This window comes from Actinosynnema sp. NPDC023658 (genome assembly GCF_040639995.1).
Lineage (GTDB): Bacteria > Actinomycetota > Actinomycetes > Mycobacteriales > Pseudonocardiaceae > Actinosynnema.
Genome location: NZ_JBFAAX010000063.1, coordinates 1 through 22,462, shown reverse-complemented (window position 1 = coordinate 22,462; position 22,462 = coordinate 1). Strand labels below are relative to the sequence as shown.

The window sequence follows — 22,462 nt, the reverse complement described above, 5'->3', positions numbered from 1 at the left end:
GGGCCCCCGTTCCGCGGCGACCTGTGCGCGGGGCGGGGCCGCGGGGGGCGCCCGCGGGGGGGCCCCCCCGCACCCCCGCGCGTGGCTCGCCGCTAGCTCACGCGCTCTCCCACAAGGCGGGCACCGACGGCGGATCCCAGCCTGGTTGGGACGTGTGCCCCTGCAAGCACCTGTACCCGACGCCGTCGTACGTCACGAGGGAGCCGGTCGTGTACGCGACGCCTGGCTGCCAGGTGGTCTGGCCCGGGTTCGTGGTCGTCGAGGTCGGCGGGGTGGTGCTGGTCGGCGTGCCGCCGCTGACGACCAACTGGAGGCCGTAGACCTGGAGGATCTCGTTGACCGGCTGGAAGTAGGTCGTCCCGCCGGACGTGCAGTTCCCGGAGCCACCGGAGGTGACGCCCTGCGCCTGGTCACCGGTCAGCCACGAGCCGCCGGAGTCGCCGGGCTCGGCGCAGGCGTTCGTGCGGGTCAGACCGGTGATCGTGCCTTCGGGGTAGGTCACGGAGGCGTTCTTCTGCTGGACCGTGCCGCAGTGCCAGCCCGTCGTGGAGCCGGAGCGGCAGACCGACGCGCCCACCGGCGCCTCGGTGGAACCCGCGACCGGCACAGTGCCGGGGTAGCGGTTGACGAGCGGTCGGGAGGTGTTGCCGGCGGCCGTGCGGACCCAGGCGTAGTCGTTGCCGGGGAAGCTGGAGCCGGCGAACGTGCCGCTGGGCTGGGTCGTGGTCGCGCCCGGGGTGCCGCAGTGGCCAGCGGTGACGAACCCGCCGTTGACCGGGAACCCGACCGAGCACCGCGTGCCGCTGCCGATGTAGTAGGCGTTGCCGCCGATCACGTCGATCAGCGGACGGGGCTCCTCAGTGGACGGTTCGATCCGGACATCCCCCTCCGCCAAGCCGCTGGCCTGCGCGAACGCCTTCGCGGCGGCCGTGTCGCGGGCGAGGACGACGACGCTGTTGGTCGGGAGGTCGACGTACCAACCGGGTACCGACCGGGGTGCCTGCCGTGCGTTCCGGTCGAGCTTGGACCTGAGGGCGTCGAGCCGGCCGAGGGAGCGTCCGACCAGCCTGGGCTCGGCGCCCTCGGCTTCGACGGCCTGGATCTGGGACGCGGCCGTGACGCCGACGACGAGCCGGGTGGCGTCGGCGTTCATCCAGGCGCCCGCGAAGCCGGGTCCGAGCCGCGCCTTCAGGGAGGTCTCGGTGCGGGTCGCGGCGGTCTCCCGGGCGATGCGGTCGCGGGCCTGGTCGGGCGTGAGGTGGAGGTCGCGCGCCATCGCGGCGATCATGCCGCTGTCCGCGGCGAGCTGGGGCGGTGGTGGTCCGGCGGTCGCGGTGGTGGCCAGCGCGGCTGCCAGCCCGGCAGCGCTCAGGACCGCCACGGCGAGCGCGGCGACGCTACGTCGAGTCATCCGCTCGTCTCCTTGCAGGGGTGGTGACACGGGATGCGGGGCCGTGACCCGACGCTAGCCGGCGCAAGGGGGTCGGCGGATATGCCAGTTCCGCCATAACGTCACGTTATGGTCTAGTCCACTCCTGATCTTGGGACTCGACCCGCCGGCGGAACGGTGCCCGGCCGACTCGCGCGCGTCGCCGGGCACCCGCACCCGAGCCGTGCCGGCTAGGCGACCCGCCGCTCGGGGCTGACGCCGGGCTTGAACAGCCAGCCGACGTGTTGGAAGTCCTTGACCGCGACCTCGACCCGGTCGAAGACCAGCCGGTCGAGGCCGCGAACGCCGCTCGTCACGACGTCCTGGTAGAACCGGTCGGAGATGATCAGCGCGAGGTCCTGGGCGGGGTGCTGCTCGACGAACTCCCGGAGCGGTTCCGCGTCGACCAACCTCGCCGTGGTCGTCACGGCGGGCCCACCCAGGTGCGGCGCGTTGACCGTGGTCTCGCCGTGGTCGAGGGCGGCTCGCACCTGGAGCCGGTGCTCGGGGTCGGCACGGCGGTTCACGTCGTGCAGGGCGATGGCGAGCTCGCGCAGCACGAAGTCGGCCAGCAGCCAGGCCTTCGGCACCTCCGGTCCGATGAGCAGGGTCATGCTGTCACCGTCAGGACGGACGTGCATGGCGGCAGTGGGGAACAACAGGTGCAACCCGGTCTCGGCCGCCCGCTCCACGACGGACTTCAGCTGTGCGTCCAGGAAGGTCTGCCGATCAGCTCCGCGGGCACTGGAGCGGACGATGTCCACCCGCAGGACGCTGCGGGGTACGGGAAGTGAGTCCACGTGCGTCTCCGGCGTTCAGGTCTGAGGTGTGCGGCTTGTGGCCACTCACTCTCGAGGACAGGCACCCGTGCCACGACATCCGATGATGATTTGTCCGTAGATTTGCGTTGACATGACGTCATCGATCGCTGCGCGGAGGCACCGGACGCACGGCACCACGATCTTGCCGTACTGCGAGAACGCGAGCCCGCACTCCTTCAAGTCGCTCAGGACGCGGTGCGCGGTCAACGGCGCCACGTGGGCGAAGCCGGCAATCGTCTTCTGGGTGCACGGGACGATCACCTCGCGTTTTCCGTTCGCGTACCGGTCGGTCAGCGTCGCCACGGCGCGCAAGACCCTGATCGACTTTCGATCCGACTGCGCTTCGGCTGACCTCAACAACGCGCTCAAACGTCGGGTGATCCACAACCACAGGGTCGGGTGATCGTGCAGGAAACGGACGAAGGCGTCCTTGGCGATCTTGATCGCCGTACCGGGGCTCAGGGCGATCACCGAGGCGGACCGACGCCCGTTGTCCTCGACGCAGGCGATCTCTCCGACCAGTTCACCGCTCCCGCAGATGTTGAGCAGGTGCTCCTTGCCGTCGACCTCGCTCTTCACGATCCTGACGTCGCCCGCGGCGATCACGAGCACGTGGTCACCGGGGTCGCCCTCCCTCATCAGCATCTCGCCGGCGCTGTAGGACACCCGCCTCCCCGACCGGTACAGCTCATCCCGTTCACCCGCGCTGAGTTGTGCCATGAAGTTGGTCATGACCCGCCGACTCCCCGACGCATTCCATTCGGACGGGAAACCCATCCGACCACCCCGGACGTGAGATCGAATTCCATCCGATGTGGATCCGTCGAACGGCATCCGATTGGGTGACACTTTGCCTCGTCACTGACGAATTTTCCAGCAAGCGGGACAGATCGCCCTCACGCGTCGACGAACGGCTGCGCGGGCGCGGTGTGCGGAGCTCGCCGAGTCATCACCTGAACAGGAATCCACAACTGAACGCGCAAGACGACGATCTTCCGGGAGATCACTTTCACCGAAAGCGGGCCGGTCGACGCGCGGGCCAGAAGATCAGCAGACGCAGAACTCGTTGCCCTCCGGGTCGGCCATGACCACGTGGTGCTCCGGGTACACCCCCACCACGCGACCACCGGCCTCCACCAGTTCCGCCACCTTCCGCTCGACCACCACCCACCGCATCGCCTTCGGCGCCTCCAGGCTCACCCGCACGTCCAGGTGCAGCCGGATCTTCTCGGTCTTCGGCTCCCGCACCTGCTGCAGGAACAGCTTCGGACCCACGCCGGACGGGTCGTGGAGCCACGCGCCGTCGTCCTGGTCGTCGTCGGGCGAGGCGAACTCCGCCACCCACTCCTCCCGCGTCGTGAACGGCGGGGGCGGGGGTTCGTCCTCGTAGCCCAGGGCGAGCTTCCAGAACTCCGCCAGCCGCGTCGGGTGGTGGCAGTCGAGCGCCAAGCCGATGGTGTGCGCCATGCACCCGACCGTAGACCGGGGGTCCGACAGTCAGAGCAGGCTGAGCTGGGTGCCCTTCCGCTTGCGGCGGGGCTGGGCGTCCCCCACCTGCTCGTAGGCCTTGAGCGCCGACAGGAACGGGGATCTGGGACGTCCCGCCTTGTGGCTCAGGAACAGGTGCCGCTGCGCTCGCGTCATGCCGACGAACAGCAACCGCCGCTCCTCCTCCACCGCTGCCGGGTCGTCGTCACCCGGCCAACGCATCGGCAGCACACCGTCCTCGCACCCGACGATGAACACGACCGGGAACTCCAGACCCTTGGACGCGTGCAGGGTGAGCAGCGAGATCCGGTCCGCCCGGGGATCCCACGTGTCGACCTCCACCCCCAGCGCGAGCGCGGTGTGGAACCGCTCGAAGTCCGTCCCGCACTCAGCGGCCAGCGGCTTGAGCAGCTCGTACGCCGTGTGGTCCTCGCCGGCCACGGCACGGACCCGCTCCAGCACCGTGCCACCGGCGGCGTCGCGCACCTCGCCCGCGATCCGCGCCACCCCGGGGCGGTCGGCCAACCGGTCGTGCGAGCGCTTCTGGAACGGCAGCCCGGACTGGGTCAGGGCGTCGACCAGGGCCCGCGACTGCCGGTCCGTCCGGTACAGCACGGCGAAGTCGGAGAAGCCCAGGCCCTGCGTGCCGTCACCCACCACGCGCCCGCTGTCGAGCGCGTGGAACGACGCCCCGCCCAGCACCTGCTCGATCGTCCGCGCCACGAACGCCGCCTCGGCCGCCTCCGACGACGCGTGGTGCACGCCGATCGGGGCCGAACCGTGGTCCACCATCGGCCGCAGCTCGCGCCCCGGCACGAGGGACGTCGGCGCGATCACCTCCAGCGCACCCGTCACGACCGCCGTCGACGACCGGTAGTTCCGGGTCAGCTGCACCGTCCGCGCGCCCGGGAAGTCCTCCCGGAACCGCAGGAAGAACCCGACGTCGGCACCGCGGAACCGGTAGATCGCCTGGTCCGGGTCACCGATCGCGGTCAGGTTGCCGTCCGGCGGCACGAGCAGCCGCAGCAGCCGGTACTGCTGCTCGTCGACGTCCTGGTACTCGTCCACCGACACCCAGCGCCACCGGGCGCGGTAGGCGGCGACGAGGTCGGGCGACTCCTCCAGCAGCGACAGCGGCAACGCGATCAGGTCGTCGAAGTCCACCAGGTCCTGCACCCGCAGCGCCTTCTTGTACCGGTCGTCGCCCGAGGCGATGAGCGCCCGCGCCTCCTTCTCGTCCGCGACGACCGACAGCGCTACCGCCAGCTGCCCGTCCGGGTCCGCCACGCCGAACGACCCGGACAACCCGAAGACCGCGCCGTGCTCGCGCAGGATCCGCACCCCGAGGGAGTGGAACGTCGCGATCGTCAGCTCGTCGACGGCGGCGGGCGCGAGGGCGGCGAGGCGTTCGGCCATCTCCTCCGCCGCACGCCGGGTGAACGTGATCGCCAGGCACTCCGAGGCGGGCACGCCCCGGGACGTCACCAGGTCCGCGATCCGGTGCGTCAACGTCCGCGTCTTCCCGGTGCCGGGTCCGGCGATGATCAGCAACGGCCCACCGTCCACCTCGGCCGCCGCGCGCTGCTCCGGGTCCAGCCCGTCCAACAAGGACGTGCCGACGGGGGCGGCCGGCGCGACCGCGGGCACGTCGACGGGCGCGGCGGCCGGACGTGGGCGCTCCACAGTGGACGGAACGGGCGCGGCGTAGTCGAACAGCGCGAAGGCCGATCGCCGCCGCTCCAGCTCCCCCGCCTCGAACAGCCGGATCACGCCGTACTCGCCGTCGTACCCGGAGTCGCGCACCACCTCGCCGCGCCGCAGCCGGGTCACCGCCTCGGCCAGCAGCGGCGAGTGCACGGCGATGTCGTCCACCGGGACGTCCTGGAGGATCACCAGCTCCGGGCCCAGCGCCGCGGTCAGCTTGTCGATCTCCGACAGCACCTTCTTGCTCTTCGGCCCGGTGCCGACGATCTCGCTCACGACCTCCGGCAACGGCACCAGGCTGGTGAACCCGGCCGCGCCGTCCGGTCGCGCGCCGTGCGGCCGGTCGGCCAGCTCCTGCACCCGGCTGAGCACCCCGACCGTCAACGGCTTGCCGCACTCCGGGCAGATCCCGTTGTGCGCCAACGTCTCCTCGGGCTCCATCCGCACACCGCACTTGCGGTGCCCGTCGACGTGGTACTTGCCCTCCTCGGGGAAGAACTCCAACGACCCGGCGAACCCGTCACCGGTCTCCAGCGCCGCGCGCACCGAGTAGTAGTCGAGGTCCGTGTCGAAGACGGTCGCCTCACGCCCCAGCACGGGCGGCGAGTGCGCGTCGGAGTTGCTGACCAGGCGGTACTTGTCCAGGCCGGAGACGCGCCAGTTCATGTCCGGGTCGGACGACAGGCCGGTCTCGACGGCGAAGACGTGCGACGCGAGGTCGACGTAGCAGTCCTCGATGGCGTCGAACCCGGACTTCGAGCCGAGCACCGCGAACCACGGCGTCCAGACGTGCGCGGGCACCAGGTAGCCGCCGCACTCCAGGGTGATCTCCAGCAGGTCCCGGGAGTCCAGCCCCAGGATCGGCCGCCCGTCGGACCCGAGGTTGCCGATCTTGGCCAGCCGGGCGTTGAAGCGCGCGGCCGACGCCAGGTCCGGCATGTACACGAGGTGGTGCACCTTGCGGGTGCGGTCGCCGCGCTTGTAGATCGTGGAGATCTCCACCGACAGCATGAACCGCACCGGTGCGGCGGCCAACGACGGCGGCAGCGTCCGGTCGATGTCGCGGTCCAGGTCGTCGCGCAGCCGGAACAGGCCGGGCCCGGCCTCGACCAGGTTCTCGGTCAGGTGGTCGTACCAGGCCGGGTGGGTGAAGTCGCCGGTGCCGACCAGCGAGATCCCCTTGCGCCGGGCCCACCAGGTCAGGTGTTCGAGGTCGCAGTCGCGGCTGCACGCCCGCGAGTACTTGGAGTGGATGTGGAGATCCGCCACGAAGCGCACCGGCGAGATCGTAGTGAGTGATCCACAGCCCCCTCACCCACGGGTTCGCGAAGCGGGCAAAGCCGAGCGTTCCACACCTTCGTGCATCGAGACCCCCCGCCCGCCGTTACCCATACCGCACAAATGCGGGAGAAATGGCCGATCATCACCGCCTTAATTCACTCGATCGGATCAATTGCGCCCGGCCGCAACTCCGAGCTGTAACAACTGGGGCCGAACGCCGAAAGTCCCATCGGCATCGGAGTTCGGGGATGGACGGAAGGCGAGTCATTTGAGAGCGATCAGACGGATGGCGGCGGCACTCGTGGGTGCCGGTGTCGCGTTCGGGTTGGCCGTCGCCGTGGCGGCCCCCGCGAGCGCGGCGGTGGCCGACGGGTACTACAAGCAGCCGTTCGACCCGACCGTGTGGCGCGTCGACGGCGGCAACGCCCGCGCCCTCAGCTACGAGGAATGGGCCGCCGCCAACTTCCCGCAGCCCGCGCCCTCACCGACCGACTACGTGAAGTACTCCTGGTCGCCCACCGTCTACGCGGTCACGTTCTGGGGCACCCCGCAGTCCACGTGGGACTGGGACCGGCTCACCGAGCCCCAGTGGCGCGCGTCCGGCAGCCCGGTCCCGCGCACGGCGGGCTGGATCGCGGGCAGCACCTACTACCAGTGGGGCACGTCCAACGAGATCTTCGTCCAGGGCGAGGACGCGGTGAAGCACAAGCTCACCTACAACGAGTGGTCCGCGTCCGGTTTCCAGCCCTTCGGCACCCGTTCCAACGAGGGTTTCCTGAAGCTGTCCTGGGCGCCGAACATCATGCGGATGACGAACCTGTCCGCCGGTTCCGGCTATTCGATCGACTACGGCCAGTGGAGCAACGAGTCCTTCCCGACGCCGCGCGTGGTGCAGCGGGTCGCGAACGACCACTTCTACAAGTACGGCACCGCCCCGGCGATCTACTACCAGGGCCCGGCGTTCGAGCGGTCCATCAGCTACCAGGAGTGGGTCGGCGCGGGCAGCCCGTCCCCGGAGGTCCGGGCGCCCTCGAACCCGGGCAACAGCGTGGACTGCTCCAACTTCGCCACGCAACGCGACGCCCAGGCGTGGTTCGACCTCTACTACCCGTACTACGGCGACGTCGCGGACCTCGACGGCGACCACGACGGCAGGGCCTGCGAGTCCCTCCCGTAACCCCCGCACGCCACCTGCGGCCCCCACCCGACCCCTCGGGCTGGGGGCCGAGGGCGTTCACGATCCACCCGCACCCGGTGCACGGTCCACCCCGGACCCGACGCCACTCGGGGTTCCGGGGGCGAAGCCCTCCGGGCGGGGCGTGGGGGTTGCACTCCCACGAATAGCAACGGGGCGAGGTTGGTGGCGCTTTCAGCCAACCACCGTTACCCCCGACGAGTGGAGCTGAGGGGAATCGAACCCCTGACCTACTCGATGCGAACGAGTCGCGCTACCAACTGCGCTACAGCCCCGTGTTCTGTTGTCGTGCGGGGGAAGCATATCAGTAGCCGGGGGGTGGTTACGCCACCCCCCTGCTACTCGCCCGACGCCCGCCGGTACGGGAGGGCGGCCGGGCCCTCCAGCTCGACGAACAGCGGGTCCTCGTCGTCCGGGTCCACCACGACCGTGCCGGGGCGGACCTGGTGGCTGTACCTGGGCTGCGGGGGCAGGCCGGGCTGGTCGCGGGTCGCCTCGTCCTCCGGCGACTCCCCGTCCGCGGACGCGGGCGCGGTGGCCGGCTGCGACTGGGCGGCGGCCTGGCGCGTCGTCGACGGGCGACGGCGGGCCTGGGCGTGCCTCGCCACGCGGCGCGCGCGGATGTCCTCCTCGATCCGCACCTGGCGGCGCAGGTACGCGAGGTAGGAGACGAGCGTCACGTCCACGGCGGCGTGGCCCCACCAGACCAGCGGGTAGAGCACGCCCGCGACGACGCCGGTGACGAGGGCCAGGAGCAGCAGCGTCCCGACGACCCGGCGGCGGAACGCGTACTTGGCCTGCGCCACGATCGCGGCCGTCTCCGGGTCGTAGCCGCCCCGGCCGGGGCGGAACGGGCGGTGCCCGACGGGCTCCTCGGCGTCCGGCTCGTCGTAGTAGTCGTAGTCCTCGAAGTCGTCGGCGTCGGGCATGGTGTCGTACTCCTCCTCCACGCTGCCGCGCGACGCGTCGGCGCGCTTGCGCGCGACCATCGGCACGAGGACGACCAACCAGGCCACGACCAGTCCCACGACGATCAGCGAGCTCGGCATCCCCGTCACCTCCCCCTACCCCGCGGCGCGCTCGGTGGTGCGCTTGCCACGCTAGTCACAACAGTCACACCTGTGTCGGAGGCACGCCGTCTGGCGTACGTACCAAAGTGTGGTGTATCACCCACTTTCGGGTGATCCGAATAAGCCGGTCGGCCCGCAGATCAGGCAGTACGGGCGTACCCCTGTGCGACCAATCGGCGTACCAATCCCTCCGGCGACGCCTCTTCGGCCGTCATCGCGAAGCAGAGGTGGTCGCGCCAGGCGCCGGCTACGTCGAGGTAGCGCTGGAAGAGGCCCTCCTCGCGGAAACCGGCCTTGGTGAGCACCCGGAGGCTGGCCTGGTTCTCGGGCCGCACGGTGGCCTCCAGCCGGTGCAGCCCGGCCGCGCCGAAGCAGTGGTCCACGACGAGCGCCAGCGCCGCCGTGGCCACGCCGCCGCGCGCCCGGTCGGCCGCGACCCAGTAGCCGACCCACGCCGAGCGCAACGAGCCGCGCACGATGTTCCCCACGGTGATCTGCCCGGCCAGCTCGTCGTCCACGGTGATCGTGAACGGCAGCGCCTGGCCGCGCCGGGCCAGGGACTTCAGCGACGACCACTGCGCGGGCCAGGCCAGCGGGGAGTTGCGCTCGTGCCACCCGTCGGTGACGGTCGGTTCCCAGTCCTCCAGGTACGCCTGGTCCCGCAGCCGGGCCCGCGCCCACGCCGAGGCGTCGAACAGCTTGGGCGGGCGCAGCGCGACCAGCCCGGCGTCGACCCGCAGCGGTCCGAGGCGTGCCGGCCAACCGGGGTGCCGACCGCCCTCGCCCGCGAAGCTCACCGTCCCCCCACCGCGTTCACCCTCGTTGGGCGAGGAAGCTGACCACGACCTCTTCCCCGACCGCCACGTCCGTCACGTCCTCGTCGACCATGATCAGGCAGTTCGCCTCGGCCAACGACGCCAGCAGGTGCGACCCGGAGGTACCCAGCGGCTGCACCAGGTACTCGCCGTTGTCCGCGTCGCGCAGCAGCTGGCCGCGCAGGTAGCCGCGCCGGCCCTTGGTCGAGGTCAGCGGCGACAGCAGCCGCGCGCTGACCGCCCGCCGGTACGGGTTGCGCTTGCCCAGCGCGGCCCGGATCAGCGGACGCACCAGCACTTCGAAAACGACCAGGGCGCTCATCGGGTTCGCGGGCAGCAGGAACGTGGGCACCGCGTCCGGTCCGAGCCGGCCGAAGCCCTGCACCGAGCCGGGGTGCATGGCGACGCGGGTGACGTCGATGTCACCGAGGTCCGCGACCGCGGCCCGCACCTCGTCACCGATGACGCCCCCGACGCCACCCGCGACGACCACGATCTCCGACAGCAGCAGCCTGCCCTCGACCACCTCGCGCAGCCGGCGCGGGTCCGACGACTGGATGCCGACCCGGCTGACCTCGGCGCCGGCGTCCCGCGCGGCGGCGGCCAGCGCGTAGGAGTTGACGTCGTAGACCTGCCCCTGGCCGGGGGTGCGGTCGACGTCGACCAGCTCCTCCCCGATCGAGACCACCGACACCCGCGGCCTCGGGTGGACCAGCACCTTGTTGCGTCCGACGGCGGCCAGCAGGCCGACCTGGGCGGAGCCGATGGACGCGCCCCGGCGCACCGCGACGTCACCGGTCTGCACGTCCTCGCCGGTGCGCCGCACGAACGCCGCGGACGGCACCGGGCGCCGCACGGTCACCTTGGCCGGGTGCCCGTCGGTGTAGCCGAGGGGCACCACGGCGTCGGCCAGGGTGGGCAGCGCCGCCCCGGTCGCGACCCGGACCGCCTGGCCGGGTTGCAGCCGTCTCGGTTGGCGCGACCCCGCGGGGATCTCACCGACCACGGGGAGCGTGACCGGTTCCTCGTTGGCCGCCTGCACGTCGACGCTGCGCACCGCGTAGCCGTCGACCGCCGCCTGGTCGAAACCGGGCAACGCCCGCTCGGCGACGACCTCCTCGGCGCAGAGCAGGCCCTGCGACTCGGAGATCGCCACCCGGACGGGGGCGGGCCGCACGGCGGCGGCGACGACCCTGGCGAGCTGCTCGTCCACTGACCTCATGTGTTGACCTCGTTCAGGAGTTGGCGAGGCGTGCCCGCAACCACTCCCCCAGCTCGGGCCCGTAGTCGGGGTGCTCCAGTGCGAAGTCAACCGCAGCCTTGAGGAAACCACCCGGATTGCCCAGGTCGTGTCGCCCACCCCGGTGGACGACGACGTGCACCGGGTGACCCTCGTTGATCAGCAGCGCGATGGCGTCGGTGAGCTGGAGCTCGCCGCCGGCGCCCGGCGTGATGCGCTTGAGGGCGTCGAAGATCGCCCGGTCGAGGAGGTAGCGGCCGGCCGCGGCGAACGTGGACGGCGCGTCCTCGGCCTTCGGCTTCTCGACCATGCCGACGACCTTCTTGACGTCGTCGTCACCGGTGTCCTCGACGTCGAAGACGCCGTAGGCGGAGATCTGCTCCTTGGGGATGTCGAACGCGCACAGCACCGTGCCGCCGAACCTCTCGCGGACGGCGGCCATCTTCTTCAGCGCGCCCGTGGGCAGCACGAGGTCGTCCGGCAGCAGCACGGCGACGGCCTCGTCCGCGCCGGTCAGGTTGCCCTCCGCGCAGCCGACCGCGTGGCCGAGGCCCAGCGCCTTGTCCTGGACGGCGGTCTCGACGGTGAGCAGGTTCGGGGCGCGGCGGACCTTGGCGAGCAGGTCGGACTTGCCGCGCTCCTCGAGCGTCGCCTCCAGCTCGGGCTGCGGGCGGAAGTACTCCGCGACCGCGTCCTTGCCGGGCGAGGTCACGATCACGAGCTTCGTCGCGCCCGCTTCGGCCGCTTCGGCGGCGACGAGCTCGATGCCAGGGGTGTCGACGACCGGCAGCAGCTCCTTGGGCACCGCTTTGGTGGTGGGGAGGAAGCGCGTGCCCAGGCCTGCCGCCGGCACGATTGCTGTCTGGAAGGCGCTCATGAGCAGCGAGCGTAACGGCGCGCTTAGGGTGACCTGCCATGACGTCCGGTGAAGGTGATCGGAAGGCGACGCTGCGCGCACGGCTGCGGGCCGCGCGGCGGGGCGCGGTCATGCCGTCGATGGCGGCGGAGGTGCTGCTCGCCGTGGACGGTTACGGTGTTTCCGCTGGTGGGACGGTGTGCGCTTACGTGGCTTCGGCGGCGGAGCCGGGGTCGTTGGCGATGGTGGAGTCGCTGCGGTCGCGCGGGTTGCGGGTGTTGCTGCCGGTGGTCGTCGGGGAGGGGTTGGACTGGGCGGCGTACGACCCCGGTCCGGGGGTGTCGGGTGGGGAGGCGTCCGGCCCGGAGTCGTCGGACGGCGGGCTGGACGGGTTGCGGTCGGGCGCGTTCGGGCTGTTGGAGCCGGTGGGACCGCGGTTGGGCGCGGCGGCGGTCGGGGCGGCGGCGTTGGTGCTGGTGCCGGCGTTGGCGGTCGACCACTCGGGGGTGCGGTTGGGCAAGGGCGGCGGCTACTACGACCGCGCGTTGGGGTTGTCCACAGGTCCGGTGGTGGCGGTTGTGCGGGACGAGGAGTTCGTGCCCTCGTTGCCGGCCGAGCCGCACGACGTCCGGGTGGACGCGGTCCTGACGCCCGGGTCGGGGTTGGTGCGGCTGCCGCTGCCGGTGCCGCAGGGCCGCTGGTGCTGTGACGTTGACCTGTGATGTTTGCGCCACATATGCCGCGTGGCGCATCATCGGTGTTGGCACTCGTGACGGAGGAGTGCCAACCAGGACTCGTGGAGGGCTCACCGTGCCGACCTACCAGTACGCCTGCACCGAGTGCGACCACCGGTTCGAAGCGGTGCAGTCCTTCTCGGACTCCGCGCTGACCGAGTGCCCCCAGTGCTCCGGCAAGCTGCGCAAGCTCTACGGCGCGGTCGGTGTCGTGTTCAAGGGCAGCGGCTTCTACCGGACCGACAGCCGTTCGGCTTCCTCTGCCGCGCCGAAGAGCGACGCGCCGAAGTCGGAGTCGAAGTCCGCTTCGACCTCCAGCACGTCGACGTCCTCGTCTTCGTCGTCCTCGTCTTCAGCGCCGGCCGCCGCCGCGTCCTGAGCGGGTAGTTGTCCACAGGCCCCCGAGTTGTCCACAGCTCGGGGGTTCGTGCTGTCCGCGCCGCCGCCCCGTCCCTACCGTCGGGTCCATGCTCCTCCACCTCAGAAGGATCCTGGCGGGCCTGTTGGCCCTGGTGGCGCTCGGCGTGGCCGTGCTGCCCGGTGAGTCGACGGTCGACGTCCTGGTCGCCGCGCGCGACCTCGCGCCCGGCGTGGCGCTGGGTGCGGACGACGTGCGGGTGGTCGCCGTGCCGCCTTCCCTGTCACCCGCCGGGGTGGTGTCGCGGGCGGAGGCGTTAGGTCGCGGTTTGGTGGGCGCGGCGCGGTCGGGCGAGCCGCTGACGGACGCCCGCCTGGCCCCGGTCGACCCGGAGGTGTCGTCGGTGGCCGTGCGGCTGTCCGACGCGGGCGTGGTGGGCCTGCTGCGGCCGGGGAGCCGGGTCGACGTGGTGGGCGCGGAGTCGCAGGTGCTGGCGGCGGACGCCTCGGTGGTGGCCGTGCGCGAGGGCGAGGTGGTCGTGATCTCCGCCAACCGCGCCGCCGCGCACCACCTGGCCGCCGAATCCCTCGCTGGCCCGGTGGCCGTGATCCTGCGCTGACCGCCCGACGCTCCGGCCCGCCCCCGGCCCGCCGGCCGCCACCCGCCGGACCTGCCGACCCTCCGGACCCGTTGACCGCCGACCCACCGGACCCCGCTGACCGCCGGACCCGCCGACCCCGCTGACCGCCGGACCCGTTGGACCTTCCGCCCCCCGCACCCGCCGACCGCCGCACCCGCCGGACCCGCTGACCCGCCGGACCCATTGACCCGCCGGACCCGTTGGCCACTCATCCGCCGGACCCGCTGACCACCGGACGATCGGACCCGCCGGACCTGCCGCCCCTTCGACCCCGCTGACCGCTGACCCGCCGGACCTGTTGACCGGCGGACCCGCTGACCACTCACCCGCCGGACCCGCTGACCCGCCGGATGACCGGACCCGCCGACCTGCCGGACCCGCCGGGCCTTCGGCCCCCGACCCCGCTGCCCGCCGGACCCGCCGACCCCGCCGACCGCCGAACCCGCCGGACCCGCCGGACCCGTTGGCTGCGCACCCCGCTGCCTCGTCCTTCACCGATGCGCTGCTCCACCGCTGCACCGCTGCTGAGCGCGCTCGGCTTGGTGCTCGCTTCGCCGCACGTCGCCAGGCCCCCTCCCGCCTCCCGCCTGCCGCCTGCTTCGCGAGCCGGGGCGGCGGGTGGCTGCGGCTGCGGTCTGGTGGGGGTGGCGGGGTTGGGGCGGTGGTGGGTGAACCGGGGGGCAGGTGGGCGTGGCGGCGTCTTGGTGACGCCGAGCGGTTACTCTCCGCTGGCCCCCAACCATGCCCACCGAGCGGAGGAGTCACACCGTGATCAAGGGCTTCAAGGACTTCCTCATGCGCGGCAACGTGATCGACCTCGCCGTGGCGGTCGTCATCGGCGCGGCGTTCAACGCCATCGTCACCGCGTTCACGTCCCACCTGATCAACCCGATCATCGCGTTGTTCGGCGGCAGCAACGTCGAAGGCCTGGCCGTGCGGCTGGGCGACAACGACAAGACCGTCCTCGACTTCGGCGCGATCATCACCGCGGTGATCAACTTCCTGATCGTCGCCGCGGTCGTCTACTTCATCTTCGTCATGCCGATGAACAAGCTGAAGGAGCGCCGCAAGCGCGGCGAGGAGCCCGGTCCCTCCGAGCCCAGCGACATCGAGCTGCTCACCGAGATCCGCGACCTGCTCGCCGCCCAGCACCAGCGCCAGAGCCGCGACCAGGAGTTCCCGTCCGTGCGGGGCGGAGGCCAGGAGCGACCCGTCGTGCGGGGCGGCCAGGAGTTCCCCTCGTAAGCAGCACTCGCGACCGACGTCGATGAGCGCGGCAACGCCCGGGTGGGCACGTCGATCGTGCAAGGGCTGCACGGTCGACGTCCACCCCGAGGCCGGCCCTCCCGCCGGCTGCTGAGCGGAGACCTAGCCGCCGTGGTGCGGCGGCCGGTTCTCCTCGTACCACCGGTCGTCACGTCCGGACGGGCGGGGCTCGTCCGACGAACCCTCCGGCCGCCTCCTCCGCGGCAGCGGCGGGTGACGCGGCGGCCGGGGAGTCGGGGACGTCGGCGTCGTCAGCGGGCCCGGTCATGCCTCGTCGAGCCCGGAGAGCTGTTCGATCACGTACGGCACGAGCGCCGACAAGGTCGCCATGCCGTCGCGCACCGCCGACCGCGACCCGGCGAGGTTCACCACGAGGGTGCTGCCGGACACGCCGACCAGACCCCGCGAGATGCCCGCGTCGACGGCACCCGCCGCCAACCCCGAGGCGCGGAGCGCCTCGGCGATGCCACTGATCGGCCGGTCGAGCACGCCCTGCGTGGCGTCCGGCGTGACGTCGCGCGGCGACACACCCGTGCCGCCGACGGTGACGACCAGGTCGACCCCGCCGATGACCGCGGTGTTGAGCGCGGCGCGGATGCCCACCACCTCGCCCTCCACCGCGACCGTGCCGTCGACGATGAACCCTGCTTCCTCCAGCAACTCGGTGACCAGCGGTCCTGTGCTGTCGTCGTGCTCACCGTGCGCCACCCGGTCGTCCACGATCACGACAAGGGCGCGTCCCAGGCGCTGCGCGCTGCGTTCCATGCGCGTCACCGTAACCAATCGGTGGATCTGACGGTTCCGTGACGTCACGCTGCCGCACCGCGCGTTCCCCCCGAACCACCCCTAACTTCGGTGACGTGCGCGTTCTCCTCACCGGCGGAGCCGGGTTCATCGGCTCCCACGTCGTCGACCACCTGACCGCGGCCGACCACGACGTCGTCGTGCTCGACGCCTACCTCCCCCAGGCCCACCGTGACCGTCCGTCCAGGACTCACGACGTCACCGACCTCGACACGGTGAAAAACCTCCTCGAAGGAGTGGACGCGGTGTGCCACCAGGCCGCCGTAGTGGGCCACGGCCTCGACCCGTCCGACGCGCCGCTCTACGCCCGCAACAACGACCTGGGCACCGCCGTGCTGCTCGCGGCGATGCACGAGGTGGGGGTGAAGCGCCTGGTCATGGCCTCGTCGATGGTCGTCTACGGCGAGGGTCGGTACGAGTGCGCCGAGCACGGGGTCGTCCGGGCCGCGCCGCGGCGGCAGGCCGACCTCGACCGGGGCGGCTACGAACCGCCGTGCCCGCACTGCGGCAGCCCGCTGGAGCCGCGCCTGGTGCCCGAGGACGCCCCGCTGGACCCCCGCAGCACGTACGCCGCCAGCAAGCTCGCCCAGGAGCACTACGCGGCCGCGTGGGCCCGGCAGACGGGCGGCGGCGTGTGGGCGCTCAGGTACCACAACGTCTACGGCCCGAGGATGCCGAAGGACACGCCGTACGCGGGCGTGGCGAGCCTGTTCCGCAGCGCCCTCGAACGCGGGGAGGCGCCCACCGTCCTCGAAGACGGGCGGCAGCGCCGGGACTTCGTGCACGTCAGCGACGTGGCGCGGGCCAACGTGCTGGCGCTGCACCGACCGGGAGCACCCGGAACGTTCACCCCGCTCAACATCTGCTCGGGCGAGCCGCACACCATCGGTGACCTCGCCGCCCACCTGGCGCAGGCGTGCGGCGGACCGGAGCCGCGCGTCGTCGGCGGGGCACGCCCGGCGGACGTGCGGCACGTCGTCGCGGACCCGGCCCGGGCGCGGGAGCTGCTCGGCTTCCACGCGGCCAAGTCGTTCGCGGCGGGGGTCAAGCAGTTCGCAACGGACCCGCTGCGCTGAGCGGCAGCCGCACCTCGAACCGGCAGCCCCGGCCGTGGTTGTGGGCGTCGATCGTGCCCCGGTGCGCCTCCACCAGGCCGCGGGCGATCGCCAGGCCCAGGCCGCCGCCGACCGGCTGCCGGTGCGGCGTGCCGCGGAACGCCACGTCGAACACCCGGGGCAGGTCGGCCTCCGGGATGCCGCCGCAGCCGTCGTCCACGCGCAGCAGCGCCGACGAGCCCTCCACGCCCACCTGCACGGCCACCGTCCCGTCCGGCGGGGTGTGGCGGATCGCGTTGGACAGCAGGTTGCGCACCACCCGCGCCAGCTCCGGGTCGCTGCCCAGCACCACCGGCCACGTCGCCGCGTCCGCCAGCAGCCGCACGCCCTTGCGCGAGGCGACCGGGCTCTCCGCCGCGACCACCTCGCTCACCACGTCGGCCAGCGGCACCTCCGACAACGTCAGCCGCAGCGCGCCCGCGGTGATGCGGGACAGCTCGAACAGGTCGTCCACCATCCCGGACAGCGCCTCGGCCTCGGCGGAGATCCGGCTCGCGTACCCGGTGACCTCGTCCCGGCGCGACACCACGCCGTCGGCCAGCGCCTCGGCCATCGCCCGGATGCCGGCCAGCGGCGTGCGCAGGTCGTGGCTGATCCACGCCACCAGCTCGCGCCGGGACGCCTCGGCCGCGCGCTCCCGGGCCCGCGCCTCGCTCTCCCACACGCTGCGCCGCGCCAGCGCCCGGCCCAGCAGCACCGCCGTCGGCACCGTCACCAGCGCCACGAGCAGGCACACCAGCACGGTCGTGGTGAGGATGGGGGTGAACATGAACCCGCTGACCGCCAGCACGCCGCCGACGGTCGCCACCACCGGCACGATCGCCAGCACGGTCAGCGCCGTGGCCAGCGAGCCGCTCGACAACCGCCGCAGCACCACCGCCCCGAGCAGCGCCAGCGGCAGCGAGAACAGCACCGCGTAGGGCAGGATGTGGTAGATCTCGGTCAACATCACGCACCGCCGTCGTACCGGTAGCCGACACCCCACACGGTGGCGATCCGCACCGGCCGGGCCGAGTCGACCTCCACCTTCTCCCGCAACCGTCGCACGTGGACGGTCACGGTGGACTGGTCCCCGAACTCCCAACCCCACACCCGCGACAGCAGCTCGCCCCGGCCGAACGCGGTGCCGCGGTGGGTCAGGAAGAACACCAGCAGGTCGAACTCGCGCGTGGTCAGCGACAGCTCCCGACCGTCCAGCCACGCCGACCGCGCGCCCACGTCGACCCGCAGCCCGCCGTCGGTCAGCACGGACGACGACCGCGACGCCGCCACCCGCGACCGGCGCAGCACCGACGTCACCCGCAACGCCAGCTCGCGCGGGCTGAACGGCTTGGTCACGTAGTCGTCCGCGCCGAGCTGGAGCCCGGCGATGCGGTCCTCCTCCTCCCCGAGGGCGGTCAGCATCACCACCGGCACCGCGCTGCGCACCCGCAGCCGGCGGCACACCTCCAGACCGTCGACGCCGGGCAGCATCAGGTCCAGCACCACCAGGTCGGGTTCCCGCTCGGCGAACCGGCGCAGCGCGCTCTCGCCGTCACCGACCAGCTCGACCTCGTACCCGGCCAGCTCCAGGTACCGGCGCACCACGTCCCGCACGGTCACGTCGTCGTCCACGACGAGGACCCGGCCGGTCGTCTGATCCATGTCGGTCCTCACCAGTTGGTCAGCAGGAGGTGGTTGACCGCGAGCGCGGTCACCGCTTGCGCCGCCAGCCACGGTCGTCGCCGGTCCGGCACGAACACGAGCAGCCACACCGTGAACGGCAGCCAGATCCGCTCCACCTCGGCCTTGCTCAAGCCGGACACGTCGGCCACCAGGATGGCGACCACCGCCGCTGCGGCCAGTGTGGCGGAAGCGCCGGAACCTGTGAACCGACCCCGCCACCGCGCGGCGAACGGCGCGAACCCGCAGGCCAGCACGGCTGCGGCCAGGTTCGCCCACACCCAGTACCCGTACGAGCGGGACGACGCGATGCCCTGGTAGTACCGCTCGACCACCAGGTGGTAGCCGTCGACCCACCAGAACCCGAGCGCCGCGAACACCCCCACCACCCCCAGCGCGCCCAGCACCGCGAGACCGATCCGCCGCCAGGACGGCCACAGCACGACCAGCGCCAGCAGGCCCATCAGCACCAGCCCGTAGGACAGGAAGACGCTGAACCCGAGCACGACGCCGCCGGCCACCGCGCGCCGCGTCGCCAGCAGCGCGATGCCGCACGCCGTCACGCCCGCGAACATCCCGTCGGCCGACACCCCCACCCACACCGCGCCGGGGAACAGCGCCACGAACGGCAGCACGGCCCGCGCGCGCTCCTCGGAGTCGAACGCCCGCACCGCCACCGGCACCGCGACCGCCGTCAGCGCGCCGACCAGCACCACGAACGCCGAGGCCCACGCGCCGCCGGACAGCCCGACCCGGTCGAGCCCGACGAACACCAGCAGCGCGCCCGGCGGGTGCCCGGACACGTGCACGGTCCACGAGTCGGGCTGGAAGTCCAGGATCCGGGAGGAGAACCCGCGCAGCGCCGCGCCGACGTCGGTCACGCCCGGCACCTCGTGCAGGTACTCGTCGGACGTGGTCAGCCGCCCGGCGAAGCCCCGGTCCCACCCGTCCACCAGGGCCAGGGAGAACGTCCAGGCCACGGCCGCGGCGTACCCCGCGCCCAACGCCGCCCGCCACGGCAGCCGCGCGGCCAGGTCCGGTCCCCACACCACCACCGCCAACGCCACCAGCACGGCCATCGGCGTGCCGACGCCGACGTGCGGGAACCACCCGGCGAACAGGGGGGCCGCGCCCGCGAACGTGCGCTCACCGCCCACGGCGACACCGGCCACGACGGCCGAGACGACCAGGGCCGCGGCGGCCAGGACACGGAGCACACGCCCACGGTAAGGCCGGTCGGGTCGTCGCCGCGCGGCCGAGGGGGCATCCGTCAGCGGTCCGTAAGAACTGGTTCACACGTCAGGATTCGGTAAGCGGCACAACGGGTTCCGGCCGTCCATGCTGTTGTTCGTGGACGAAATCGACGTGGTGCTCCCCTGCCTGGACGAGGCGGCGGCGCTGCCGGGCGTGCTGCGGGCCATGCCCGCCGGCTACCGGGCGCTGGTGGTGGACAACGGATCGCGCGACGGCTCACCGGACATCGCCCGTTCGCTGGGCGCGGAGGTCGTGCACGAGCCGCGGCCCGGGTACGGCGCGGCCGTGCACACGGGCGTGGAGCGTGCGCGCTCGGAGGTGGTCTGCGTGCTCGACGCGGACGGCTCGCTGGACCCGCGCGAGCTGCCGGACCTGGTGGCGCTGCTGGCCGGGGCGGACCTGGCGGTGGGGCGGCGGGTGCCGGAGGCGGGCAGCTGGCCGTGGCACGCGCGGGCGGGCAACGCGGTGCTGGCCGCGTTGCTGCGGCACAAGGGGCTGCCGGTGCGCGACATCGCGCCGATGCGGGCGTTCCGCCGCCAGGACCTGCTGGACCTGGGGGTGGAGGACCGGGCGTTCGGCTACCCGCTCGAACTGCTGCTGCGCGCGGCCTCCGCCGGGTGGCGGGTGGTCGAGCGGGACGTCCGCTACGGGCCTCGGGCGGCGGGCACGAAGTCGAAGGTGTCGGGTTCGGTGCGCGGCACCGTGCGCGCGGTGCGGGACATGGCGTCGGTGCTGCGATGACGCCCCCCTCGAAGACACCCCCGCCGCAGACACCCCCGCCGATGACGCCGACCGCGAGCCTGCTGGTGGTGGCCAAGGCGCCCGTCCCCGGACTGGCGAAGACCCGCCTGTGCCCGCCCGCGACGCCCGGTGAGGCGGCCGAGGTCGCCGCCGCCGCGTTGCTGGACACCCTCGACGCCGTGCTGGCCACGCCGCGCGTGCGGCCGGTCGTGGCGATGACCGGGTCGCTGGGCGACGCGTGCCGGTCGGCCGAGATCCGGGCCGTGCTGCGCCACTTCACGGTGCTGCCGCAGCGGGGTGCGTCGTTCGCCGACCGGCTGGCCAACGCGCACGTCGACACCCACCGCGCGCACGGCCTGCCGGTGTTCCAGATCGGCATGGACACCCCGCAGGTCACGCCGCTGCTGCTGGCCGAGTCGGTCGAACGGCTCCTCGCGCACGACGCCGTGCTCGGCCCGGCGGCCGACGGCGGGTGGTGGGCGCTCGGGCTCCGGGACCCCGCGGTGGCCGCCGCGCTGCGCGCGGTGCCGATGTCCCGGCCCGACACCGGGGCGCGGACGCTGCTGGCGCTGGGCGACCGCGACACCGCCGTGCTGCCCGTGCTGTCCGACGTGGACGACATGGCCACCGCCCGCCGGGTCGCCGCCGACGTGCCGCACACCCGGTTCGCCGCCGCCCTCGCCCACCTCGGGGCGCTGCGGTGACCGCGTTCGACGTCGGCCTCGGCGGCGCGGAGTGCCGGCTCGACCTGGCGGGCGGCGACCACGTGCCGCTGCCGGTCGACCGCTGGCACGACGACGCGAACGACGCCGACCACGTGCTGCTCGACGCGTGCCACGGCCCGACCGTCGACCTCGGCTGCGGGCCCGGACGGCTCGTCGCGGCTCTGGTCCGGCGCGGGGTGGTGGCGCTGGGCGTGGACCACTCGCCGCTGGCCGTCGCCCTCACCCGGACCAGGGGCGGCCCGGCGCTGCACCGCGACGTGCTCGGCCGGCTGCCCGGCACGGGGCGGTGGGCGCACGTGCTGCTCGCGGACGGCAACATCGGCATCGGCGGCGACCCGGTCGCGCTGCTGCGCCGGGCCCGCGTGCTCGTGCACCGGCGCGGGAGCGTGCTGGTGGAGGTGGAACCGCCCGGCTGCGGGCTGCGCCGGGACCGGGCGCGGGTCGCGGGCGGCCCCTGGTTCGACTGGGCGAGGGTCGACGCGCGGGCCGTCACGGCCGTCGCCGCGCGGGCCGGGTTGCGACCGCGGTGGCTGGTCGAGCGCGACGGCCGCTGGTTCACCGAGCTGGTGCGGTCGTGACGCCCCGGCGCGAGTCCAGCCCGCACACGGCCACCCGGATCGGCCTGTGGCTGGGCGTCGCCTTCGGCCTGTGCTTCGTCACCGGGCTGCTCAGCCACTACATCCAGCACCCGCCCGGGTGGTTCGCCTGGCCCACCCGTCCGGTGGGCCTCTACCGGGTGACGCAGGGCGTGCACGTCATGTCGGGCGTGGCCGCGATCCCGCTGCTGCTCGCGAAGCTGTGGACGGTCTACCCGAAGCTGTTCGAACGGCCGCTGGTGAAGTCGCTGCCGCACGCGCTGGAGCGCGGCTCGGTCCTCGTGCTGCTCGGCGCGGCGTTCTTCGAGCTGGTCACGGGCCTGTTCAACGCGGTGCAGAACTACCCGTGGCGGTTCTTCTTCCCGCCCGCACACCACGCGGTCGCGTGGGTCGCGGTCGGCGCGCTGCTGGTGCACGTCGCCGTCAAGCTGCCGCTCATGCGCGCACCCGCCGAGGAGGTGCGCCGGGGCACGCTCAGCCGGCGCGGGTTCCTGCTCACGACGGGCGGGGCGGCGGCGGTCGCGGTGCTCGCCACGGCGGGCGGCACGGTCCCGTGGCTGCGGGCGGTGTCGGTGCTGGGCACGCGGTCGGTCGCGCTGCCGATCAACCGCACGGCCTCCGCCGCGGGCGTGTCCGCGGTGGACGGGGACTGGCGGCTGACCGTCGGC

22 protein-coding genes, 1 tRNA gene and 1 pseudogene are annotated in these 22,462 nt (G+C 72.9%); 10 read left to right on the top strand and 14 right to left on the bottom strand.

Annotated elements, in window-relative coordinates; translation table 11 throughout:
- Positions 1–97: 97 nt before the first annotated feature.
- The 5 genes from AB0G02_RS10960 to AB0G02_RS10940 form a co-directional block, all read right to left on the bottom strand.
- Complete coding sequence (locus AB0G02_RS10960) at positions 98–1,411, bottom strand: alpha-lytic protease prodomain-containing protein (RefSeq protein ID WP_360792459.1); 1,314 nt, start codon at positions 1,409–1,411, stop codon at positions 98–100.
- A gap of 209 nt (positions 1,412–1,620) precedes the next feature.
- Positions 1,621–2,193 carry a hypothetical protein gene (locus AB0G02_RS10955; RefSeq protein WP_360792457.1) on the bottom strand — a complete coding sequence of 191 codons (573 nt, stop codon included), beginning with the start codon at positions 2,191–2,193 and terminating at the stop codon, positions 1,621–1,623.
- Positions 2,194–2,274: 81 nt separating this feature from the next.
- On the bottom strand, positions 2,275–2,982 hold the full coding sequence (locus tag AB0G02_RS10950; RefSeq protein ID WP_360792456.1) for a Crp/Fnr family transcriptional regulator: 708 nt from the start codon (positions 2,980–2,982) through the stop codon (positions 2,275–2,277).
- 315 nt (positions 2,983–3,297) lie between these two features.
- Positions 3,298–3,717, bottom strand: a complete 420-nt coding sequence (locus tag AB0G02_RS10945; protein ID WP_360792454.1) for a VOC family protein — start codon at positions 3,715–3,717, stop codon at positions 3,298–3,300.
- A gap of 30 nt (positions 3,718–3,747) precedes the next feature.
- A complete protein-coding gene (locus AB0G02_RS10940) occupies positions 3,748–6,720 on the bottom strand; it encodes a UvrD-helicase domain-containing protein (protein WP_360792452.1) in 2,973 nt (990 codons plus the stop codon).
- A 289-nt stretch (positions 6,721–7,009) separates the two neighbouring features.
- On the opposite strand from AB0G02_RS10940, the gene AB0G02_RS10935 reads away from it, so the two are divergent.
- A complete protein-coding gene (locus tag AB0G02_RS10935) occupies positions 7,010–7,900 on the top strand; it encodes a hypothetical protein (RefSeq protein ID WP_360792450.1) in 891 nt (296 codons plus the stop codon).
- A gap of 220 nt (positions 7,901–8,120) precedes the next feature.
- On the opposite strand, the gene AB0G02_RS10930 is transcribed toward AB0G02_RS10935, so the two are convergent.
- The 5 genes from AB0G02_RS10930 to AB0G02_RS10910 all read right to left on the bottom strand — a co-directional run bounded on the left by AB0G02_RS10930 (position 8,121) and on the right by AB0G02_RS10910 (position 11,920).
- Positions 8,121–8,193, bottom strand: a tRNA-Ala gene (locus AB0G02_RS10930).
- Positions 8,194–8,256: 63 nt separating this feature from the next.
- Complete coding sequence (gene glpR, locus AB0G02_RS10925) at positions 8,257–8,967, bottom strand: gephyrin-like molybdotransferase receptor GlpR (protein ID WP_360792448.1); 711 nt, start codon at positions 8,965–8,967, stop codon at positions 8,257–8,259.
- A gap of 161 nt (positions 8,968–9,128) precedes the next feature.
- Positions 9,129–9,785 (bottom strand): GNAT family protein, encoded by a 657-nt coding sequence (locus AB0G02_RS10920; protein WP_360792447.1) that lies wholly within the window; start codon positions 9,783–9,785, stop codon positions 9,129–9,131.
- A gap of 16 nt (positions 9,786–9,801) precedes the next feature.
- Entirely contained in the window at positions 9,802–11,025 is a 1,224-nt protein-coding gene (glp, locus tag AB0G02_RS10915; protein WP_360792445.1) for a gephyrin-like molybdotransferase Glp, read from the bottom strand.
- Positions 11,026–11,038: 13 nt separating this feature from the next.
- A complete protein-coding gene (locus AB0G02_RS10910) occupies positions 11,039–11,920 on the bottom strand; it encodes a UTP--glucose-1-phosphate uridylyltransferase (RefSeq protein WP_360792443.1) in 882 nt (293 codons plus the stop codon).
- A 38-nt stretch (positions 11,921–11,958) separates the two neighbouring features.
- On the opposite strand from AB0G02_RS10910, the gene AB0G02_RS10905 reads away from it, so the two are divergent.
- The 4 genes from AB0G02_RS10905 to mscL all read left to right on the top strand — a co-directional run bounded on the left by AB0G02_RS10905 (position 11,959) and on the right by mscL (position 14,876).
- Positions 11,959–12,621, top strand: coding sequence for a 5-formyltetrahydrofolate cyclo-ligase (locus tag AB0G02_RS10905; protein ID WP_360792441.1), 663 nt, complete (start codon positions 11,959–11,961; stop codon positions 12,619–12,621).
- An 88-nt stretch (positions 12,622–12,709) separates the two neighbouring features.
- On the top strand, positions 12,710–13,012 hold the full coding sequence (locus tag AB0G02_RS10900) for an FmdB family zinc ribbon protein (protein WP_360792439.1): 303 nt from the start codon (positions 12,710–12,712) through the stop codon (positions 13,010–13,012).
- Between the two features lie 88 nt (positions 13,013–13,100).
- Positions 13,101–13,610: an SAF domain-containing protein gene (locus AB0G02_RS10895; protein ID WP_360792437.1), complete on the top strand. Its 510-nt coding sequence runs from the start codon at positions 13,101–13,103 to the stop codon at positions 13,608–13,610.
- Positions 13,611–14,399: 789 nt separating this feature from the next.
- The gene (mscL, locus tag AB0G02_RS10890) at positions 14,400–14,876 is read left to right on the top strand and encodes a large-conductance mechanosensitive channel protein MscL (protein ID WP_360792435.1); all 477 of its coding nucleotides are present in this window, start codon (positions 14,400–14,402) and stop codon (positions 14,874–14,876) included.
- Between the two features lie 285 nt (positions 14,877–15,161).
- Here the strand turns inward: mscL and AB0G02_RS10885 are convergent, their stop codons facing one another.
- On the bottom strand, positions 15,162–15,662 hold the full coding sequence (locus AB0G02_RS10885) for a molybdenum cofactor biosynthesis protein B (RefSeq protein ID WP_123748144.1): 501 nt from the start codon (positions 15,660–15,662) through the stop codon (positions 15,162–15,164).
- Positions 15,663–15,757: 95 nt separating this feature from the next.
- On the opposite strand from AB0G02_RS10885, the gene AB0G02_RS10880 reads away from it, so the two are divergent.
- A complete protein-coding gene (locus AB0G02_RS10880; RefSeq protein WP_360792433.1) occupies positions 15,758–16,777 on the top strand; it encodes an NAD-dependent epimerase/dehydratase family protein in 1,020 nt (339 codons plus the stop codon).
- On the opposite strand, the gene AB0G02_RS10875 is transcribed toward AB0G02_RS10880, so the two are convergent.
- The 3 genes from AB0G02_RS10875 to AB0G02_RS10865 are packed head-to-tail and all read right to left on the bottom strand — an operon-like array spanning position 16,746 to position 19,668.
- Complete coding sequence (locus tag AB0G02_RS10875) at positions 16,746–17,765, bottom strand: HAMP domain-containing sensor histidine kinase (protein ID WP_360792431.1); 1,020 nt, start codon at positions 17,763–17,765, stop codon at positions 16,746–16,748. The genes AB0G02_RS10880 and AB0G02_RS10875 overlap by 32 nt on opposite strands.
- Positions 17,765–18,460 (bottom strand): response regulator transcription factor, encoded by a 696-nt coding sequence (locus AB0G02_RS10870; RefSeq protein WP_360792429.1) that lies wholly within the window; start codon positions 18,458–18,460, stop codon positions 17,765–17,767. Before AB0G02_RS10870 ends, AB0G02_RS10875 begins: the two co-directional genes overlap by 1 nt.
- Positions 18,461–18,468: 8 nt before the next feature.
- Positions 18,469–19,668, bottom strand: a complete 1,200-nt coding sequence (locus AB0G02_RS10865) for a hypothetical protein (RefSeq protein ID WP_360792461.1) — start codon at positions 19,666–19,668, stop codon at positions 18,469–18,471.
- Between the two features lie 148 nt (positions 19,669–19,816).
- Between AB0G02_RS10865 and AB0G02_RS10860 the strand changes: the two genes are divergently transcribed.
- From AB0G02_RS10860 to AB0G02_RS10845, 4 genes and pseudogenes are all read left to right on the top strand, one after another.
- Complete coding sequence (locus AB0G02_RS10860) at positions 19,817–20,473, top strand: glycosyltransferase family 2 protein (RefSeq protein WP_360792427.1); 657 nt, start codon at positions 19,817–19,819, stop codon at positions 20,471–20,473.
- Between the two features lie 41 nt (positions 20,474–20,514).
- A complete protein-coding gene (locus AB0G02_RS10855; RefSeq protein ID WP_360792425.1) occupies positions 20,515–21,177 on the top strand; it encodes a DUF2064 domain-containing protein in 663 nt (220 codons plus the stop codon).
- On the top strand, positions 21,174–21,776 hold the full coding sequence (locus tag AB0G02_RS10850; RefSeq protein ID WP_360792423.1) for an SAM-dependent methyltransferase: 603 nt from the start codon (positions 21,174–21,176) through the stop codon (positions 21,774–21,776). The genes AB0G02_RS10855 and AB0G02_RS10850 overlap by 4 nt, the downstream gene beginning before the upstream one ends.
- Positions 21,773–22,462, top strand: a pseudogene (locus AB0G02_RS10845) (molybdopterin-binding protein); the annotation flags it as partial. The gene AB0G02_RS10850 and the pseudogene AB0G02_RS10845, both read left to right, overlap by 4 nt.

Coding starts and splice junctions, on each gene's coding strand:
- AB0G02_RS10950 (WP_360792456.1), bottom strand. CDS start 2,982: ATGACCAACTTCATGGCACAACTCAGCGCGGGTGAACGGGATGAGCTG.
- AB0G02_RS10905 (WP_360792441.1), top strand. CDS start 11,959: ATGACGTCCGGTGAAGGTGATCGGAAGGCGACGCTGCGCGCACGGCTG.
- AB0G02_RS10960 (WP_360792459.1), bottom strand. CDS start 1,411: ATGACTCGACGTAGCGTCGCCGCGCTCGCCGTGGCGGTCCTGAGCGCT.
- AB0G02_RS10895 (WP_360792437.1), top strand. CDS start 13,101: ATGCTCCTCCACCTCAGAAGGATCCTGGCGGGCCTGTTGGCCCTGGTG.
- AB0G02_RS10945 (WP_360792454.1), bottom strand. CDS start 3,717: ATGGCGCACACCATCGGCTTGGCGCTCGACTGCCACCACCCGACGCGG.
- glpR (WP_360792448.1), bottom strand. CDS start 8,967: ATGCCGAGCTCGCTGATCGTCGTGGGACTGGTCGTGGCCTGGTTGGTC.
- AB0G02_RS10860 (WP_360792427.1), top strand. CDS start 19,817: ATGCTGTTGTTCGTGGACGAAATCGACGTGGTGCTCCCCTGCCTGGAC.
- AB0G02_RS10885 (WP_123748144.1), bottom strand. CDS start 15,662: ATGGAACGCAGCGCGCAGCGCCTGGGACGCGCCCTTGTCGTGATCGTG.
- AB0G02_RS10870 (WP_360792429.1), bottom strand. CDS start 18,460: ATGGATCAGACGACCGGCCGGGTCCTCGTCGTGGACGACGACGTGACC.
- AB0G02_RS10910 (WP_360792443.1), bottom strand. CDS start 11,920: ATGAGCGCCTTCCAGACAGCAATCGTGCCGGCGGCAGGCCTGGGCACG.
- AB0G02_RS10935 (WP_360792450.1), top strand. CDS start 7,010: ATGGCGGCGGCACTCGTGGGTGCCGGTGTCGCGTTCGGGTTGGCCGTC.
- glp (WP_360792445.1), bottom strand. CDS start 11,025: ATGAGGTCAGTGGACGAGCAGCTCGCCAGGGTCGTCGCCGCCGCCGTG.
- AB0G02_RS10855 (WP_360792425.1), top strand. CDS start 20,515: ATGACGCCGACCGCGAGCCTGCTGGTGGTGGCCAAGGCGCCCGTCCCC.
- AB0G02_RS10875 (WP_360792431.1), bottom strand. CDS start 17,765: ATGTTGACCGAGATCTACCACATCCTGCCCTACGCGGTGCTGTTCTCG.